The following is a 15,274-nucleotide window of genomic DNA, read 5'->3' as shown; positions in this document are numbered from 1 at the left end:
CCGGCCGGCCGAATCCGTCACGTCCTCCTGGTCAATGCGCTGAGCGCGACGTTCGGTTCGAGGACGTTGACGCGCGGCTCGCCCAGGAAACCGAGTTGGCGCTGAAGAAGCCGCCGCCGTTGGTGCCCAGGCTCTCGATGGCCTCCTGGAAGGCGACCGCGCCGGGGCTGATGGCCTGCCGGTCACCGGTCAGGGTGGTGACGGTGTGGATGTCGCCGAAGTTGTGCACGGCACCGGCGGCGACGGCGGAGAGCGGCAGCAGGACGCGGACGGTGCCGCGCACCAGGTCCGCCCAGAAGTTGCCCAGTTCGCCGGTGCGGGCGCGGACGAACCCGCGTACGAGTGCCACGGCCACCGCCATGCCCACCGCGGCGGACAGGAAGTTCTGCACGGCCAGACCACCGGTCTGCACCAGGTGGCGCATGGCCGACTCGCCGGAGTACGACTGCCAGTTGGTGTCCCGACACGAACGAGGCGGCCGTGTTGAACGCCTGGTCAGGGGGCGGTGCACCAGGGTGAGGGCGCCGATCAGCGCGGTCACGAGGAGCACATCAGCAAGTACGGGACCCATCGCTGCTTCTCAGGACCTCTCCGGGAAGATCAGGGCGAGGACGAGATAGCCCAGCAGGTCGACGGCCACGACCAGGCCGGCGACGTTCTCGGCGGTCACAGCTTCGCCACCCCTCGGGCGACGAGGGCCACGAGCGTGAACACCGCGATCGTGGCGACGACGAAGGCCAGGTCGGCCATCGCGAGCTCCTGGGTGAGACGGGACGAGCATCGGACGAGTAGAGAAAAGCCCGGCCCCGTCGGGATCCGGCCACCCTTGACGGCTCTCTTACGGCGCCCGTCTCGTCCTTGACGCGTCCCATACGGCCATGACAGGCGAGGACCCGGCCCTCGCTCCCTCGGGCCGCCCGCCCCCTCACCCGCCACGAGATGAGCAAGCCATGCGAAAATGACGCGCGATACAAGTGCGTCTCGGTAGGGTCAGCAGGGGAGGTGACCGGGTGTCCCACGACGAACAAGCCCTGTTCAGCGCGGTCGACGCACTGCTGGAACAGGTCGCGCAGGACCCTCTGCCGCCACCGGCCGAACGCAAGCGGCTCCGGGAGGCAGCGGGGCTCAGCCAGGAGCAGATCGCGAGGGCCCTGAAGGCCCGGCGCGAGTCGGTCGGGAACTGGGAGGCCGGCCGCAGCGAACCGCGGCCACCGAAGCGGGCCGCCTACGCCCGGCTGCTGGAGGGACTGGCCGCGCGCTTCCCCGCGCCCCAGGAGCCCCACGATCCCCCCGCGCCCGCTTCCGTTCCAGCTCCCGCGCCCCTTCCCGCTTCCGATCCCGCCCCAAAAGCGCCGACGCCCCCCGCGGCTGCGGCCCCACCGGCGGCGCGGAGCACCGAACCGGCGACGACGAGCACCAGGCCGTCGGCGCCCCCCCGGCGCGCGGGCGCGCAGACGTCGGCGAAGAAGACGTCGGCGAAGAACGCGGCAGCGAGGAAGACGGTGCAGCGGCCGGCCGTCACGGCAGGCGCCGACGGGCGGTTCGAGAACGGCCCGCTGGCCGTGGTCGACGTCGACGACGACGGCCAGGTGGTGGCGTACTGCGCCGGCGGCCTGGTCCTGGACGTGCCGGCCGGAACGCTGCCCGCCCTGGTCGACTGGACGCTGGAGGAAGCGCGCCTCGGCCAGGCCCGGCTGCACCGCCACGGCCGCGACGCCGACCCCGTCCTCGTCCTCACCGAGGCCGCGCTGGAGCGGTACGGCCTGCCCACCGAGCTGTCCCCGGAGGAACGGCGCGCCGGACGGCTCGCGGCCGGCCACAAGGTGGTCAAGCAGATCAGCAGGGCCGGGCAGCGGCTCACGCAGCGCGGCCTCGGGCCGTGGGCGCGCGTCTACCGCGACCCGGAGGGCTCCCGGCGCCGGTGTGTGCAGCTGTGCGTTCCGGCCTGGGGCGCGCTGCCGGCCGACGAGTGGGACGACAGGAACAACCCGCGGCTTCCGGGCCTGCACGCGGCGGACCTGGCCCGGTTCCTGGGCACGTACGCGGACCGGGTGATGACACCGCGCGGCACCACGGCCGTCACCGGCCTGGAGCTGATGACGGCGCTGCGCCCGCCGACCCGCGCGGAGAGGGATCCCGTCACCGGCGAGTTCCGGCAGGCGTTCAACGACGACGCGCTCACCCGGGTCCACGAGGTGGTGGAGTGCGAGGTCCCGGACGAACACCCCCTGCTGAAGGGGAAGTTCGCGCGGCACCATCAGCGCACGCCGGCCGAGATGCTGCTGGAGGAGCCGTACCAGTGGTGCCGGCCGCTGACCGACGACGAGTGCATGCGGCCGTACCTGGTCGCCATCGACGTCAACATGGCGTTCGCGGCGGCCGCGAACGGCCTCACCGTCGGCCTGAACGGCCCCACCCACCTGACCGGCAACCCCCGGTTCGACCCGGCGCTGCCCGGCTCGTGGCTGGTCGACCTCTCCCACGTCGACCTCGCCCGCGTACGGGTGGACGGCCGCGCCGTGGACGCCGGCCGGCTCCCCTCCCCCTTCACACCGACCGGTGAGCGCCCGACCGGCCCGGCCTGGTACGCCACCCCGACCGTCGCCTACGCCGTCGAGCTCGGCTTCGACGTCGCGCCGGTCGAGGCGTACGTCCGCACCCGCACCGGCCGCTACCTGGACCCCTGGTACAAGCGGCTGCGCGACGCGTACGTGGCCACGATGGCGGACCTCGGCGTCACCACGGACCTGAGCGGGAGTGAGTTCCTGGACGCGATGGCCCGCACCAGGGAGGCCGACCCGGCCCTCGCCCTGCTCCTGAAGGCGATCAAGGCCACGGCGAAGGGCGGCATCGGCAAGCTGCGGCAGCGCAACCGCGGCCAGGTGCCGTACTACGAGCCGTGGCCGGCCCTGGAGCGCGTGACGTGGCGGCCCGACATCCGCGCCGCCGTGCTGTCCACCGTCCGGATCAGCATGCACCGCAAGATGCTGAAGACCGCGGCCGCGGCGGGTGTGTACCCGGTGGCGATCGGCACCGACGCTCTCGTCTACCCCTCCCCCGGTCCCTCACCCCTGGACTTCCTCCCGCTGACGCCCGAGGGCAGGCCCGCCCCCGGCACCTTCCGCCTCGGCGTCTCCCCCGGCATGGTCAAGCACCAGGGCACCCGGACCGTGCTGTGGGCGGAGCAGCAGTTCGAGGAGCACGGCGGCGTCTTCAACATCGCCAACCTCGTCAAGATGTAGGTATTCACGATCCGCGTCATGTTCTCGCGAGCGATGACCTCCACATAGCACTTATGACGCTGCGCTGAGATCCCAGCCACGGATGGATGCAGAGCTGTGTGTTCGGCTTGCCGGGGATGAGGCGTCTGAGGGCCTCGCCCTGGGAAGGTTCACTTCCGGCTGATTCCCGAGCAACACCTTCCGACTCGCCTACGTCGGGTTCCAAACTCGTAGCTGATCACAAACTTGGCGGTGGCCCGTCGCGGCCATGGTGAGGGAGGCCTCGAGGTGCCGACATCGCGTACGGGTGTGATCGTTCTTGGGCTGTTCCTGGCAGGGGTCTGTGGGGCGCTGGCGATCGCCTTCGTGACCGGGTCGGGAGTGGCGTCGGCAGCCGCGGGTCTTCTTCCGACGCTTGCCGGTACCTACCTGGCCTGGGCGGCATTCCGGGCCGACCGCGTCGAAGCGGCCTCAAGTAGGGGACTGGAACAGATCGCCGACGAGCTGGCTGTCGCCGTCCGCCGTCAGTGGGAAGCCGAGACACGCGTGCGGCGGCTCAACGATCCCTACCCGTTGCCGGTGTCCTGGGAGCCGGCGCCCGGGGAGTTGGTGGAGGAGTGGCGGCACATCACGGCGGCCGCCACTGCATGGCCCAGCGGGCTGCGCGGCGACCCAGGCGTCTGGGCATCGGACCCCCGTGCACTTGCGGGCACCGACGGCGCCGTCGACAACATTTTGGAGAGCGTCCCTACCGGCCGGTTGGTCGTGCTCGGCGCACCAGGCTCCGGTAAGACCGTCCTGCTGGTTCGCCTCGTTCTGTCGTTGCTGGAGCGGAGACCGCTCGGGGGTGCTGTGCCGGTCCTCTTCTCCCTCTCCACATGGAATCCGTCCGAGCAGGACTTGGAGAGCTGGATGTGTGAGCAACTCCTCCAGGACTACACAGCACTGCGAGCACCGGTCCACGGCTCCCTGGAACGTATGAACTGGGGACAGGCACTGATCACGCACCGTCTGCTGCTTCCCGTCCTGGACGGGCTCGACGAGATCCCAGCAGCCGTACGCCCGGCTGCGCTCAGCCAGATCAACGCCGCTCTGTCACCGGGTGGGAAAATCGTCCTGTCCAGCAGGGAACACGAGTACCGGGAGGCGCTGGCCCCCACCACGTCCGTCCCATCGAAGTTGTCCGGGGCAGCGGGGGTGGCACTTCAGCCGGTACACCACGAGGTGACGGCCGAGTACCTGCAGCGTGATTCGGGCGGTGCGGGAACGGCTGCGGCCGCGCGCTGGGCACCCGTGATAAGCCACCTCAGCAGTGGCAACACGCCCCTTGCCCAGGCTCTCAGTACGCCGCTGATGCTCTTCATGGCCCGCACCCTCTACAACCCCCGGCCCGGGGAACAGACCGGCTCCCTCCCGAACCCTGCCGAACTGTGCGACGCGACGCGCTTCCCCACGGTGAGCAGCATCCAGCAGTATCTTTTCGACGCCTTCGTCCCGGCGGCCTACCGACCCCACCCGGATCCGCGGAAGCGTCCCCGCTGGCAGGCCGCGGACGCTCAACGCTGGCTGGCCTTCCTCAGCGCCCATCTGGAATCGCGGCTGCAGGGAACCACCGACTTCGCGTGGTGGCACCTGCGGCACTCCGTCCCGGGGCCCCTCGTCGGTCTTCTGATGGGGGTCACGAGTGGCCTGGTCGGTGGGCTTGTCGCCGGCTTCGGGGCGGACATCGGCATCGGCTTCGGTGTCGGTCTGGGAAGTGGCATTCTCCTGGGATTCGCGGTCGCGCTGCCGGTCCGACGCGTCAGCGGGTCTGGCCAGGGCGCCATGAGTGGACTCGCCGGTGGCCTGGCTGGAGGTCTCGCGGGCGGTTTCTTGTCAGGGCTGGCGAGCTTGCTGGGCATCGGGTTCGCCGTCGGTCCGGCGGGAGGCATTGCGGCCGGACTGGGCGTGGGGCTGGCTGTCGGGCCCGCCAGCGGCCCGAGAGGCGGCCTGGTCGGTGGAACCGTCGGCGGCGCCACGGCTGGCCTCATGTCCGGTATCGGCTCTGGGCTGCCGTCCGGAATTGTCAACGGTGTGGGCATCGGCCTGGCGGCCGGGCTCACGGCCTGGCTCGCGGGACGAAGCGAGCCGGCGCAGAGGTTGCACTGGTCGCCTGTCGGCGCGGCTGGCGGTCTCGCGGTGGGGTGCGCGCTCGCTCTGGCGGCCGGACTCGTCGCGGGACTGGCCGCCGGGGTCATGGTCGGCCTCGTCACTGGAGCCGTCGGTACTCTCATCGCCGGACTCACTGGAGTTCCTACGGACCTGACTGCGGCGGGAGACCCCAAGGCGGTCTTGCGTCGAGACGTCCGCACCTTCGCATTGATCTTCCTTGCCATGGCGCTCGCCATCGGGACCGTCGTCGATCTGGTGACAGGCCTGGCCGTCACCACGGAACTGCAGCTAGCCACCGATCCGACCGTGCTGCTCACCGCCGGCCTTGCTCCCGGTGCCGCCATGGGGGTCATCTCGGGACTCGCGATCGCCTTCACCCAGGCAGCCGGCGGGACGTTCCGCCTCGCACATTACTGGCTGGCTCTGCGTGGAAGGCTGCCGTGGCGGCTCATGCACTTCCTGGCCGACGCTCATGAACACCGAGGAGTTCTGCGCCGGGTCGGGGCGGTCTACCAGTTCCGCCACGCGGAACTGCAGCGCCGGATGGCCGACGGGTAAACCCGCATCAGCAGCCGACGCGAACAGAGGGGAGAGTCAGGCCGGCCGCTGAGCGGTAGGTCCAGCGCGATGCCGCGCAGCGCCGACCTGGTCTTTCGCTCCGCTGCTCCGCCCGCCAGGGGCGAAAAGTCTGCCTTGCCTCACGGGTGTGCGACGGGCCGACATTCCACGCTCAAGGCTGGTCGGGATGCCGCCCCGACCAGCCGTACGGCTCCGGCATGAAGACCACGACCAGTTCGCTGCGCAGGCCCGCCGCCAACCCGACACCCCCGGCTGTCACCTCTTGGCCAAGTCAACCCAGCGCCTCGATCCGGGGCATGAGCCACTCTTTGCGGTGATCACCATCCTGTCTTGGTCTACACGGCATATGCCCTGGCTATCACCTACCGCGTGAACTCGAACGCAACACGCTGTGCTTCACCACAGCGCACGAAAGGGGTCTCCTTGGCTACCCACCGGATTCCGCGCTTCCTGGCAGGCACTCTCGCAGTCCTGGCGCTGGGCGTGGCCATTCCCGCCGAGGCTTCCGTACAGGCCGCGGCAGCGCCCGCCTGCAAGGGGGCGTCCTGCAACGGCAAGAACCCCAACGCGACAGGCTGCGCCAAGGACGCCGTCACCCCCGCAGGTGCGGTGGCCCGGTCGGCTGGCGGCGGGCCAGCCGTTCAGATGCGGTACTCGAAGAAGTGCAACGCCGTGTGGGCGCGCTTCGAGTCCGCTGCAAATGCCAACTGGAGGGGCAAGCTGGAAGTCAGGAACGGCAACCCGTACGTGTTCAACGCGTCTCCGAACTACGCGGCCTACACCACGATGGTGAACGCCAGCCTCGCCACCCGTCCCTGCGTGGAGCACTACGACGGCGTTGGCGGCGGTTGGGCGTGCACGAAGAAGTGGTACTAGGTCGATTCCTTCGGGTCATCTCACCGACCAGATGAAGTTGGCGGCGAGGTGGAGTCCAACCAGGTAGATGGTGGCGGTCTTGTCGTGGTGAGTGGCCAGGCCGCGCCATTGCCTGAGTTGGTTGATGCACCGCTCGACCGTGTTGCGCTGTTTGCAGGCCTCGCGGTCGAAAGCCGGTGGGCAACCGCCGCGGGACCGCCCGAGGACATGGTCATCCGGCTCGCCGGGCGGGGACCCTTCTGACGGGCCCAGGCGGCGTGCTGACGAGCCCGGACGAACGCGCGGTCGACCGCGACGATCCAGTCGAGGTCGCCTTCGGCGTCGGCCTGGGCGAGCAGGGCGGTGCAGACCTTCTCCCAGGTACCGTCGGCGGCCCACTTCCGCAGCCGGTTGTGGGCGCCCTTCCACACGCCGAAATGCTCGGGCAGGTCCATCCACGGCGTGCCGGTGCGGTACTTGAACGCGATCGCGTCGATCACCTGCCGGTGACCACACCACCGCCCACCCCGCCGAGCGGTCCGATCCGGCAGCAACGGCTCGATCCTCGCCCACCAGCACGATACGCCGTCACAACGAGGTGTCGTAGTCTCCTGAACCGGTCGCCTCGGCCTCTCCCACCACGAGGCGGCCTCGCAGGGAGGCGCGATGACTCAGATCACTCTCGGCAGAAAGAAGGACGTCGACCCGAACGGCGATCCTCTCCAGCGCTCGCAGATCGGCTGGAGCGACGGACTGTCCGACCGGCAGCTCTACGAGATCGCCCGCGGAGTCTGGGTGATGCCCGGATCACGCGTCGAACGAGAGCGGCCATCGAAGTGAGACGAGAACTGCGGGACATTCGATGAGACAGCAGCACAGGCAGCAGGTCACCGCGGTCCGGAATGACAATGGCGGCGCGAACCTGCACAAGGCCGACCCGACGGCCGGGGAGGGGGAGTAGCCCGCCATGCCGGACTCGATCGGCGACAGCCTGGACCGCGCGCTGGAGTCGGCGTTCACCCGCCGTCCCCCGCGAAGCGCCCAGGCGCAGATGAAGTACCTGGTCAGGCAGCTCAAGGGCACGAGGGCCGCAGCCCAGGCGCTCGGGATCTCCCAGCGCACCGTGGAGCGGTACGTCAAGGGACAGCTCAAGCGGCCCCGCCGGGACCTGCGCGACCGTATGGAGCGGGAGGTGCGCAAGCGCTGGCAGCCGCAGGTGAGGGCCAAGGCCAGGAAGAAGGCCGCCTCCACCGACGGCCTGATCGTCTCCACCCGTGCCCGGTTCGGGTTCACCGCCGCGCCGGGCACCACCGACGACGCCCGCGTCCGCGACATCACCCAGGCCCTGCCGCCCGACTTCGCCGACCGCCTCTTCACCGCCCGCGACCAAGGCGCCACCGAGCGGCAACTGCAGCGGATCGCGGCGGAGGGCCTGGCCCGGATGTACTTCCGCGCCGACAACACCCGCGCGCACGGCCTGGACGTGGAGTTCACCGACGTGGAGCACATCGAGATCGAGCTGTAGCAGGAGGGCGAGCCGTCGCACGCGGCTCGGACGTCCCGCGCTGATGCGGATGTCCCGCCGATGCGGATGTCCCGCCGATGCGGAGGTCCTGCTGATGCGGAAGTCCCGCTGATTAGTGGCTCGGACCGAGGGGCACCCCGTGAACCGGAGGCCCCGGCCGGGCAGGGAACGTCACCGCACCCGACGGCATCGCAGCGGCCGTAGGCGACAGAAGGGAGGAAGCGATGATCACGGAACTGGCTGTCGAACGCGTTGAGTTCACGTGCGGTCACTGCTGGTACAAGTGGAGCGTCGACTACGACGTGCAGTACTACCGCGACGAGGACGGGCACGAGTGGGAGTACTTCACCCGCGACGGCCGGAGTGTGTCGTCCCCCTACGAGCCTCAGGGTGCCCCGCCCTGCCCGATCTGCGGTCGCCGCTGGGTGGGCCGTCTCATGGCGCGCCGGCCCGTCCCTCTCCCGCCCGGTGCGGCCGGCACGCCACGGGTCATGCTCGCGGGCACCCGTGCGGAGCACCGCACGGACCGCCACGACGCGCCCCCGCTGGAAGCGGACGCGCACGAACAGCCGCCGCAGGACGCGGCCGCCTCGCCCGGGGACCGGTGAGCCCGGCGGTCGGGTTCAGATGGTCACGCGTCCGATGCGGGTTCCTCGGCGACGGAACCGGAGTGAGAGGAACCCCGGCCGTGGCACGGCCGGGGTTCCGCGTGCCCGCGGACCGCGTCACCTCACGGTCACGGACCGGGACGGTCAGCGCCGCAAGGTGAGGACACCCGGCCGCCACGGCAGCCGGTTGTAGTCGCCGCCCGCGGTGGGGGACTTGCCCTGGTAGAGGAACTGCAGGTTGCAGGGGTCAACGGTCATGGTCTGGTCGGGGTTGTCCCGGACCAGGTCGCCGTGGCTGATGTCATTGGTCCAGGTGGCGCCGCTGTTGGCCTTGCCCGCGAAGGGGTTGCTCTCGGTGGCGGCCTGCGGGGTCCACGTGCCGCTCAGGCTGGAGGCCGTGAAGGAGCGGAAGTAGCGCCCGTTCGCCCCCATCGCCTCGACGATCATCAGGTACTGGTTCTGGCCCTTGACCTTGTAGACCTGCACGCCCTCGAAGAGGTTGGCCTTCGTGTCGCTCATGATCGTCGTGTACGAGGAGCCGAAGTTGCCCGGGAAGTTCCCGATCGGCATGCTCGCCCGGTAGATCTTGCCGTTGTCACCGGCGAAGAACAGGTACATGTTCTGCCCGTCGGCGATCAGGGTCTGGTCGATCGGGCCGGTGTCGGAGCCGGAGATGCTCCCGGTGAACAGCGGCTGCGGAGCGGACCAGCCGTTGGGGTTGGTGGGGTCGCTCGACGTGCGGTAGATGAAGGGCCACTGACCCCACTGGTAGGCCAGCACCCAGATGTTCTTGGGCGCGAAGTAGAACAGCGTGGGCGCCACCGCGGCCTGGTTCATCCCGGTCTGGCGGGCCGACGCCATGTCCGACCAGTTCGTGAAGGGGCTGAACATCATCGAGCCGTACGACGAGCCCGCGAAGTTGGACCCGTAGACCAGGTACTTGCCGTTGTGCTTGACGGCGGTGAAGTCCTTCACCGAGTCCCACCCGTTCGCCGGCTGCGCCAGGACACCCGTGGACGACCAGCGGTACGTCGACGGCAGCGGGCACGTGCCGTCCGGCGGGGTCGGATTCGCGGACAGGCCGGTCCACTTCTGGTTGCTGCCGCCGTTGCACGTCCAGAGCTGCACCGCTGTGCCGTTGGCCGTACCGGCGCCCGCAGCCTCCAGGCACAGCCCGGACTCCGCGCCGACGACCGTGCCGTCGGAGTTGACCCGCCACTGCTGGTTCGCACCGCCGGAACAGGTCCAGATCTGCACGCGGGTGCCGGGCGTGGTGGCGTGGCCCGGCACGTCCAGGCACTTGTCGCCGTACACGGTGAGCTGGTTGCCGTCCGTCAGCGTCCACTGCTGGTTGGTCCCGCCCCAGCAGTCGTAGAGCTGGAGGGACGTGCCGTCGGTCTGGGCGGCGCCCTGCACGTCGAGACACCGGCCGGACCCGACACCGCGTAAGGCACCGCTGGAAGCCGCCTGCGCCGGGGCGGCGACGAGCAGCGCCGCCAACGCGGCCAGGGCCGCGACCACGGCGGCGAGCACCCCGGACGGGTGCCTGCGGCTGAAAGTTCTTCTGTCCATGGGGCTCTTCCTCAACCTTGGAGTAGGAGGTCCGGTTGGCCTCGCGCGAATGCGCATGTTGCGTGCATGACATCCATGCATTCGAGATACCGAACACGTGTCGGAGTGTCGAGCAGTCTGAATGATAGGGACCCGGCGAACGGCGTCAATGCTTCTCGCACGTGTCGCCGCGAAGGCCGCAACGTTCGAGGTGCTTGATCCCGGCCCTGACCTTCGACGTCGGCCACCGACGGCCCCCTGGCCGACGCGACCGGACTTCTCCGCAACCTTCGAAACATTCGGACAAGGAACTGAAACTTTTTCTGCGAGGAGTGTTGACGAGGCATCGTCAACACCTCAATCATCCCTGTCGGGCACCGACCACAGTTCGACATTTCGGACGCACGCGCACCACCCCGCACCACCCCGCTCCGAGCGGCTCCGAGCGGACGACTCACTCCCCTGCGTTTCAGTCCTTCCGTGATCTCTACCTTGGAGGCACAGCCATGGGCTCGTACGCCCTTCCCAGACCCGTTGTCCGCCGGAGGCTGCGCGGCGTTCTGCTGGCGCTGCTCGTCGGCGTCCTCGGAGTGGCCGCCGCACTGGTCGCGCCGGCGCCCGCACACTCCGCCGAGACCACGCTCGGCGCCGCCGCGGCGCAGAGCGGACGCTACTTCGGCACCGCCATCGCCTCGGGCAGGCTGAGCGACTCGGTGTACACGTCGATCGCGAACCGCGAGTTCAACTCCGTCACGGCGGAGAACGAGATGAAGATCGACGCCACCGAACCGCAGCGGGGCCAGTTCAACTTCACCGCCGCCGACCGCGTCTACAACTGGGCGGTGCAGAACGGCAAGCAGGTGCGCGGACACACCCTGGCCTGGCACTCCCAGCAGCCCGGCTGGATGCAGAGCCTCAGCGGCAGCGCGCTGCGCCAGGCGATGATCGACCACATCAACGGCGTGATGGCCCACTACAAGGGCAAGATCGCCCAGTGGGACGTCGTGAACGAGGCCTTCGCCGACGGCAGTTCGGGCGCCCGGCGCGACTCCAACCTCCAGCGCACCGGCAACGACTGGATCGAGGTCGCCTTCCGCACCGCGCGCGCCGCGGACCCGGCCGCCAAGCTCTGCTACAACGACTACAACGTGGAGAACTGGACCTGGGCCAAGACCCAGGCCATGTACGCCATGGTCCGGGACTTCAAGCAGCGCGGCGTGCCGATCGACTGCGTCGGCTTCCAGGCGCACTTCAACAGCGGCAGCCCGTACAACAGCAACTTCCGCACCACGCTGCAGAACTTCGCCGCCCTCGGCGTCGACGTGGCCATCACCGAGCTGGACATCCAGGGCGCCCCGGCCTCGACCTACGCCGCCGTGACCAACGACTGCCTGGCCGTCGCGCGCTGCCTCGGCATCACCGTCTGGGGCGTGCGCGACAGCGACTCCTGGCGAGCGAGCGACACGCCGCTGCTCTTCAACGGCGACGGCAGCAAGAAGCCCGCCTACACCGCCGTCCTCAACGCGCTCAACGGCGGCTCCACCACGCCCCCCACGGGTTCGGGACAGATCAAGGGCGTCGGTTCGGGCCGCTGCCTGGACGTGCCCAACGCCAGTACCACGGACGGCACCCAGCTGCAGCTGTGGGACTGCCACAGCGGCACCAACCAGCAGTGGACGTACACCGACGCCGGCGAACTGCGGGTCTACGGCAACAAGTGCCTGGACGCCGCCGGCACCGGCAACGGCTCCAAGGTCCAGATCTACGGCTGCTGGGGCGGCGACAACCAGAAATGGCGCCTCAACTCCGACGGCACCATCGTCGGCGTCCAGTCCGGCCTCTGCCTCGACGCCGTCGGAAGCGGCACCGCCAACGGCACCCTGATCCAGCTCTACTCCTGCTCGGGCGGCGGCAACCAGCGCTGGACCCGCACCTGACGGTACCCGCCGCAGACGAAAGGGCGAATCGATGACGGCCTACGGTGCGGCTTCCGCCGCCCCTCCAGGAAGGCATCGTTGGTGGTCGCGGCTCGCCGCCCTGGTGGCGGCGACCCTCGCGATCGGCATGCTCACCGCGGTGAATCCGGCGCCCGCCGAGGCGGCGACGGTGGACACCGGTGCCTGGTACGTCCTGGTCAACCGCAACAGCGGCAAGGCGCTGGACGTCTCCGGCGCGTCCACTGCCGACGGCGCGCGGGTCAGTCAGTGGACACGCAACGACGGCACCCACCAGCAGTGGCAGTTCGTGGACTCCGGCGACGGCTTCTACCGCCTCCGGGCCCGGCATTCGGGCAAGGTTCTCGACGTGGCCGGCGCCTCGGCCGCCGACGGCGCCGCGATCCAGCAGTGGGCCGATCACAACGGGGCCAACCAGCAGTTCCGCCTGGCCGACTCCGAGGCGGGTCACGTCCGGCTGATCAACCGCGCCAGCGGCAAGGCGGTGGAGGTGCAGGGTGCCTCCACCGCCGACGGCGGCACCGTCGTCCAGTACACCGACTGGGGCGGCGCCAACCAGCAGTGGCAGATGGTCAAGCTGTCGTCCGGTGGTGGCGGCGGATGCGGCAGCGCCCCCACTCTGACGAGCGGTACGCACACGATCCAGAGCGGCGGCAAGACCCGCAGCTTCATCCTCCGGGTCCCCGCCGGCTACGACAGCAACCACCGCTACCGGCTGATCTTCGCCTTCCACTGGCGGGGCGGAACCGCCGCCGACGTCGCCTCGGGCGGAACGAGCGGGAGCGCCTGGTCCTACTACGGCCAGCAGGAACAGTCGAACAACTCGGCGATCCTCGTCGCCCCCCAGGGCCTCGGCAACGGCTGGGCCAATTCCGGTGGTGAGGACGTCACCTTCGTCGACGACATGATCCGGCGCATCGAAAGCGGCCTCTGTGTCGACCCGGCCCAGCGTTTCGCCACGGGCTTCAGCTGGGGCGGCGGCATGAGCTACGCACTCGCGTGCAGCCGGGCCGACGTCTTCCGGGCCGTCGCGGTCATCTCCGGCGCCCAGATCAGCGGGTGCAGCGGCGGCAGCCGGCCCATCGCCTACTTCGGCATCCACGGCATCGGCGACAACGTCCTCGGCATCGCGCAAGGCCGGGCTCTGCGCGACAAGTTCGTCGGCAACAACGGCTGCACCCCCCAGAGCCCGCGCGAACCCGCGCCGGGCAGCCGAACGCACATCACCACGGCCTACTCGGGCTGCCGCGCCGGATACCCGGTCCAGTGGGCGGCGTTCGACGGAGGCCACATACCCGGCCCGGTCGACGGCTCCCCCGCCGAAAGCGGCGTCGCCACCTGGACCAAGGCAGAGATCTGGAGGTTCTTCGCACAGTTCCAGTGACACGTCCGCACCGTGGAGTGGGGCCGGGACGACCTGGCTCCACTCCTCGGCGTCCCCGTCGATCGACGGCCTGACACCCGCCCCTGGCCGCCTCGGCCTGGCGCGGCACCGGCGCACGCCTTGCACCACCCCCGGCTTCTTTTTGCACATTGACTGCAACAAGGATTGACGACGTGCGTCTCACGGCTCCCGGGGTCACCGTTCGTCCCGGCCTCCCGCCCTCATCCCCACGACCGGTCCCCGCTCCCGGTGGCCCGGCCGTGCGTCACCCGGGCTCGGGCGCGTGCGGACTCGTCGCGGGTGGTTCGGCCGGGCGTTCCCGGCCACCGTCATGACCGGACGCCACCACGACGACGAGGCCCACTACGACGGCCCCGGCGGCCACCCGCCCGGCGGCCCTCATCAACCAGCCCGCCGTCGCAAGGCCCGGCAGCGACGCGCCCTCGCGCCGCGTCGGTGCGCCCAGTCGCTCGGCCCGCCGGGCAGGCCGCAGCAGCCGGGCCAGGAGCAGTGCCGCGACCGGGAGTTGCAGCAGCCACAGGACGGTGCGCGGCCACTCGCCGTACCAGACGTTGGTGCCGTACAGCAGGGTGTGCCACACGCTCAGCACGTACACGACGATGACGAAGCGGTGCAGCCGGCGCCAGGTGTCGGCGCCGATGCGGTGGCGGACGTAGAACAACAGGCCCAGGGGGATGGCCAGATACAGAGCGCCCTGTCCCAGCGGAATGGCGATCCGGCCGGTGCCCGAGTCGTACCAGCCGGGCATGAACGTGTCGGCGAACCCCGCCCACAGCCGCGCGGCCCACGCCAACTGTGCCTCGTAGCGCACGAGTTCCGCCGCGAACATCAGCGCGTGCGCGAACATCAGGGCCATCGTGGTCAGGCTCGTGGTGCGGTGCCAGCGTTCCAGCACCCGCCGGGACACCGGCAGCCGGGCGGGGCGCGGCCCCGACAGCAGCAGACCGAGCATGACCGTGCCCCAGGCCCACAGCAGGCCCGACCAGCCGAACGCCTGGCTGAGCAGATACATCCAGTACCTGCCGGCGTCGTCCATGAACGGCATGACGGCGACCGTCGCCGAGTCGCCCGACTCCATGCGTGCGTACAGGAACGCGAAGACGGCCGCCGTGACCAGGACGGCGGCACCCGCGTCGGGGAGCGCGGCGCGAAGGTCGGCGCGCAGGACGACGCGCTCGGGCGGACGCTTGTCCCGAGCGGGCGGCGGGTCCGTCGTGCCGTGGTTTTCCGGCGTCGTCTCTGGCAGCATCCTGGGCCCTCCGGGCGCGGTCCTCCGAAGGGAGGCGCGGGTGACGTCGACGCTCCAGTGTGAAGGGCGTGGCCGGGATCACGGAGGACGCATCCCGGCCAGAGTCGTCGTCCGGGCCGGTCGCGCCGCCTCAGGCCCCCGGCGTCGCGCTCCGGCCGATGTGCCCCGCCGACTG

General features: G+C 70.2%; 11 protein-coding genes and 2 pseudogenes. 8 read left to right on the top strand and 5 right to left on the bottom strand.

Going from position 1 to position 15,274, the window contains the following annotated elements:
- Nucleotides 1–94: 94 nt before the first annotated feature.
- Together G7Z13_RS31510 and kdpF are read right to left on the bottom strand one after the other, a co-directional pair.
- Nucleotides 95–500 (bottom strand): annotated as a pseudogene (locus tag G7Z13_RS31510) (potassium-transporting ATPase subunit KdpA); the annotation flags it as partial.
- A gap of 80 nt (nucleotides 501–580) precedes the next feature.
- A complete protein-coding gene (kdpF, locus tag G7Z13_RS31505; protein WP_166003926.1) occupies nucleotides 581–670 on the bottom strand; it encodes a K(+)-transporting ATPase subunit F in 90 nt (29 codons plus the stop codon).
- Nucleotides 671–1,010: 340 nt separating this feature from the next.
- Here kdpF and G7Z13_RS31500 point away from each other — a divergent pair, with 340 nt between their 5' ends.
- The 3 genes from G7Z13_RS31500 (at nucleotide 1,011) to G7Z13_RS31490 (ending at nucleotide 6,827) form a co-directional block, all read left to right on the top strand.
- Nucleotides 1,011–3,242 (top strand): helix-turn-helix transcriptional regulator, encoded by a 2,232-nt coding sequence (locus tag G7Z13_RS31500; RefSeq protein WP_166003924.1) that lies wholly within the window; start codon nucleotides 1,011–1,013, stop codon nucleotides 3,240–3,242.
- A gap of 267 nt (nucleotides 3,243–3,509) precedes the next feature.
- Complete coding sequence (locus G7Z13_RS31495; protein WP_166003922.1) at nucleotides 3,510–5,930, top strand: NACHT domain-containing protein; 2,421 nt, start codon at nucleotides 3,510–3,512, stop codon at nucleotides 5,928–5,930.
- A 390-nt stretch (nucleotides 5,931–6,320) separates the two neighbouring features.
- Nucleotides 6,321–6,827 carry a DUF2690 domain-containing protein gene (locus G7Z13_RS31490; RefSeq protein ID WP_166003920.1) on the top strand — a complete coding sequence of 169 codons (507 nt, stop codon included), beginning with the start codon at nucleotides 6,321–6,323 and terminating at the stop codon, nucleotides 6,825–6,827.
- 15 nt (nucleotides 6,828–6,842) lie between these two features.
- On the opposite strand, the pseudogene G7Z13_RS31485 reads toward G7Z13_RS31490, so the two are convergent.
- Nucleotides 6,843–7,369: pseudogene (locus G7Z13_RS31485) on the bottom strand (transposase).
- 103 nt (nucleotides 7,370–7,472) lie between these two features.
- Here G7Z13_RS31485 and G7Z13_RS31480 point away from each other — a divergent pair.
- From G7Z13_RS31480 to G7Z13_RS31470, 3 genes are all read left to right on the top strand, one after another.
- Nucleotides 7,473–7,646 (top strand): hypothetical protein, encoded by a 174-nt coding sequence (locus tag G7Z13_RS31480; RefSeq protein ID WP_165994898.1) that lies wholly within the window; start codon nucleotides 7,473–7,475, stop codon nucleotides 7,644–7,646.
- A 127-nt stretch (nucleotides 7,647–7,773) separates the two neighbouring features.
- The gene (locus G7Z13_RS31475; protein ID WP_166003917.1) at nucleotides 7,774–8,331 is read left to right on the top strand and encodes an XRE family transcriptional regulator; all 558 of its coding nucleotides are present in this window, start codon (nucleotides 7,774–7,776) and stop codon (nucleotides 8,329–8,331) included.
- Between the two features lie 224 nt (nucleotides 8,332–8,555).
- Nucleotides 8,556–8,939 (top strand): hypothetical protein, encoded by a 384-nt coding sequence (locus G7Z13_RS31470; RefSeq protein WP_166003915.1) that lies wholly within the window; start codon nucleotides 8,556–8,558, stop codon nucleotides 8,937–8,939.
- A 144-nt stretch (nucleotides 8,940–9,083) separates the two neighbouring features.
- On the opposite strand, the gene G7Z13_RS31465 is transcribed toward G7Z13_RS31470, so the two are convergent.
- Nucleotides 9,084–10,511 carry a non-reducing end alpha-L-arabinofuranosidase family hydrolase gene (locus tag G7Z13_RS31465; RefSeq protein ID WP_166003913.1) on the bottom strand — a complete coding sequence of 476 codons (1,428 nt, stop codon included), beginning with the start codon at nucleotides 10,509–10,511 and terminating at the stop codon, nucleotides 9,084–9,086.
- 485 nt (nucleotides 10,512–10,996) lie between these two features.
- Between G7Z13_RS31465 and G7Z13_RS31460 the strand changes: the two genes are divergently transcribed.
- Both G7Z13_RS31460 and G7Z13_RS31455 read left to right on the top strand, forming a co-directional pair.
- The gene (locus G7Z13_RS31460; RefSeq protein ID WP_166003911.1) at nucleotides 10,997–12,427 is read left to right on the top strand and encodes an endo-1,4-beta-xylanase; all 1,431 of its coding nucleotides are present in this window, start codon (nucleotides 10,997–10,999) and stop codon (nucleotides 12,425–12,427) included.
- A gap of 100 nt (nucleotides 12,428–12,527) precedes the next feature.
- Nucleotides 12,528–13,829 (top strand): RICIN domain-containing protein, encoded by a 1,302-nt coding sequence (locus G7Z13_RS31455; RefSeq protein WP_166005486.1) that lies wholly within the window; start codon nucleotides 12,528–12,530, stop codon nucleotides 13,827–13,829.
- Between the two features lie 265 nt (nucleotides 13,830–14,094).
- Here G7Z13_RS31455 and G7Z13_RS31450 read toward each other — a convergent pair whose 3' ends face one another.
- Nucleotides 14,095–15,099: a ferric reductase-like transmembrane domain-containing protein gene (locus G7Z13_RS31450; protein ID WP_166003909.1), complete on the bottom strand. Its 1,005-nt coding sequence runs from the start codon at nucleotides 15,097–15,099 to the stop codon at nucleotides 14,095–14,097.
- Nucleotides 15,100–15,274: the final 175 nt, after the last annotated feature.

Origin of the sequence: Streptomyces sp. JB150 (genome assembly GCF_011193355.1) — a bacterium.
Taxonomy (GTDB): domain Bacteria; phylum Actinomycetota; class Actinomycetes; order Streptomycetales; family Streptomycetaceae; genus Streptomyces.
Note: the sequence above shows the minus strand (reverse complement) of the source record. Positions and strands in the feature narration are given on the sequence as shown.

What these genes read in the sequence shown, in the direction of transcription:
- G7Z13_RS31460 (WP_166003911.1), top strand. Translation starts at nt 10,997, where the DNA reads ATGGGCTCGTACGCCCTTCCCAGACCCGTTGTCCGCCGGAGGCTGCGC.
- G7Z13_RS31465 (WP_166003913.1), bottom strand. Translation starts at nt 10,511, where the DNA reads ATGGACAGAAGAACTTTCAGCCGCAGGCACCCGTCCGGGGTGCTCGCC.
- G7Z13_RS31480 (WP_165994898.1), top strand. Translation starts at nt 7,473, where the DNA reads ATGACTCAGATCACTCTCGGCAGAAAGAAGGACGTCGACCCGAACGGC.
- G7Z13_RS31450 (WP_166003909.1), bottom strand. Translation starts at nt 15,099, where the DNA reads ATGCTGCCAGAGACGACGCCGGAAAACCACGGCACGACGGACCCGCCG.
- G7Z13_RS31470 (WP_166003915.1), top strand. Translation starts at nt 8,556, where the DNA reads ATGATCACGGAACTGGCTGTCGAACGCGTTGAGTTCACGTGCGGTCAC.
- G7Z13_RS31475 (WP_166003917.1), top strand. Translation starts at nt 7,774, where the DNA reads ATGCCGGACTCGATCGGCGACAGCCTGGACCGCGCGCTGGAGTCGGCG.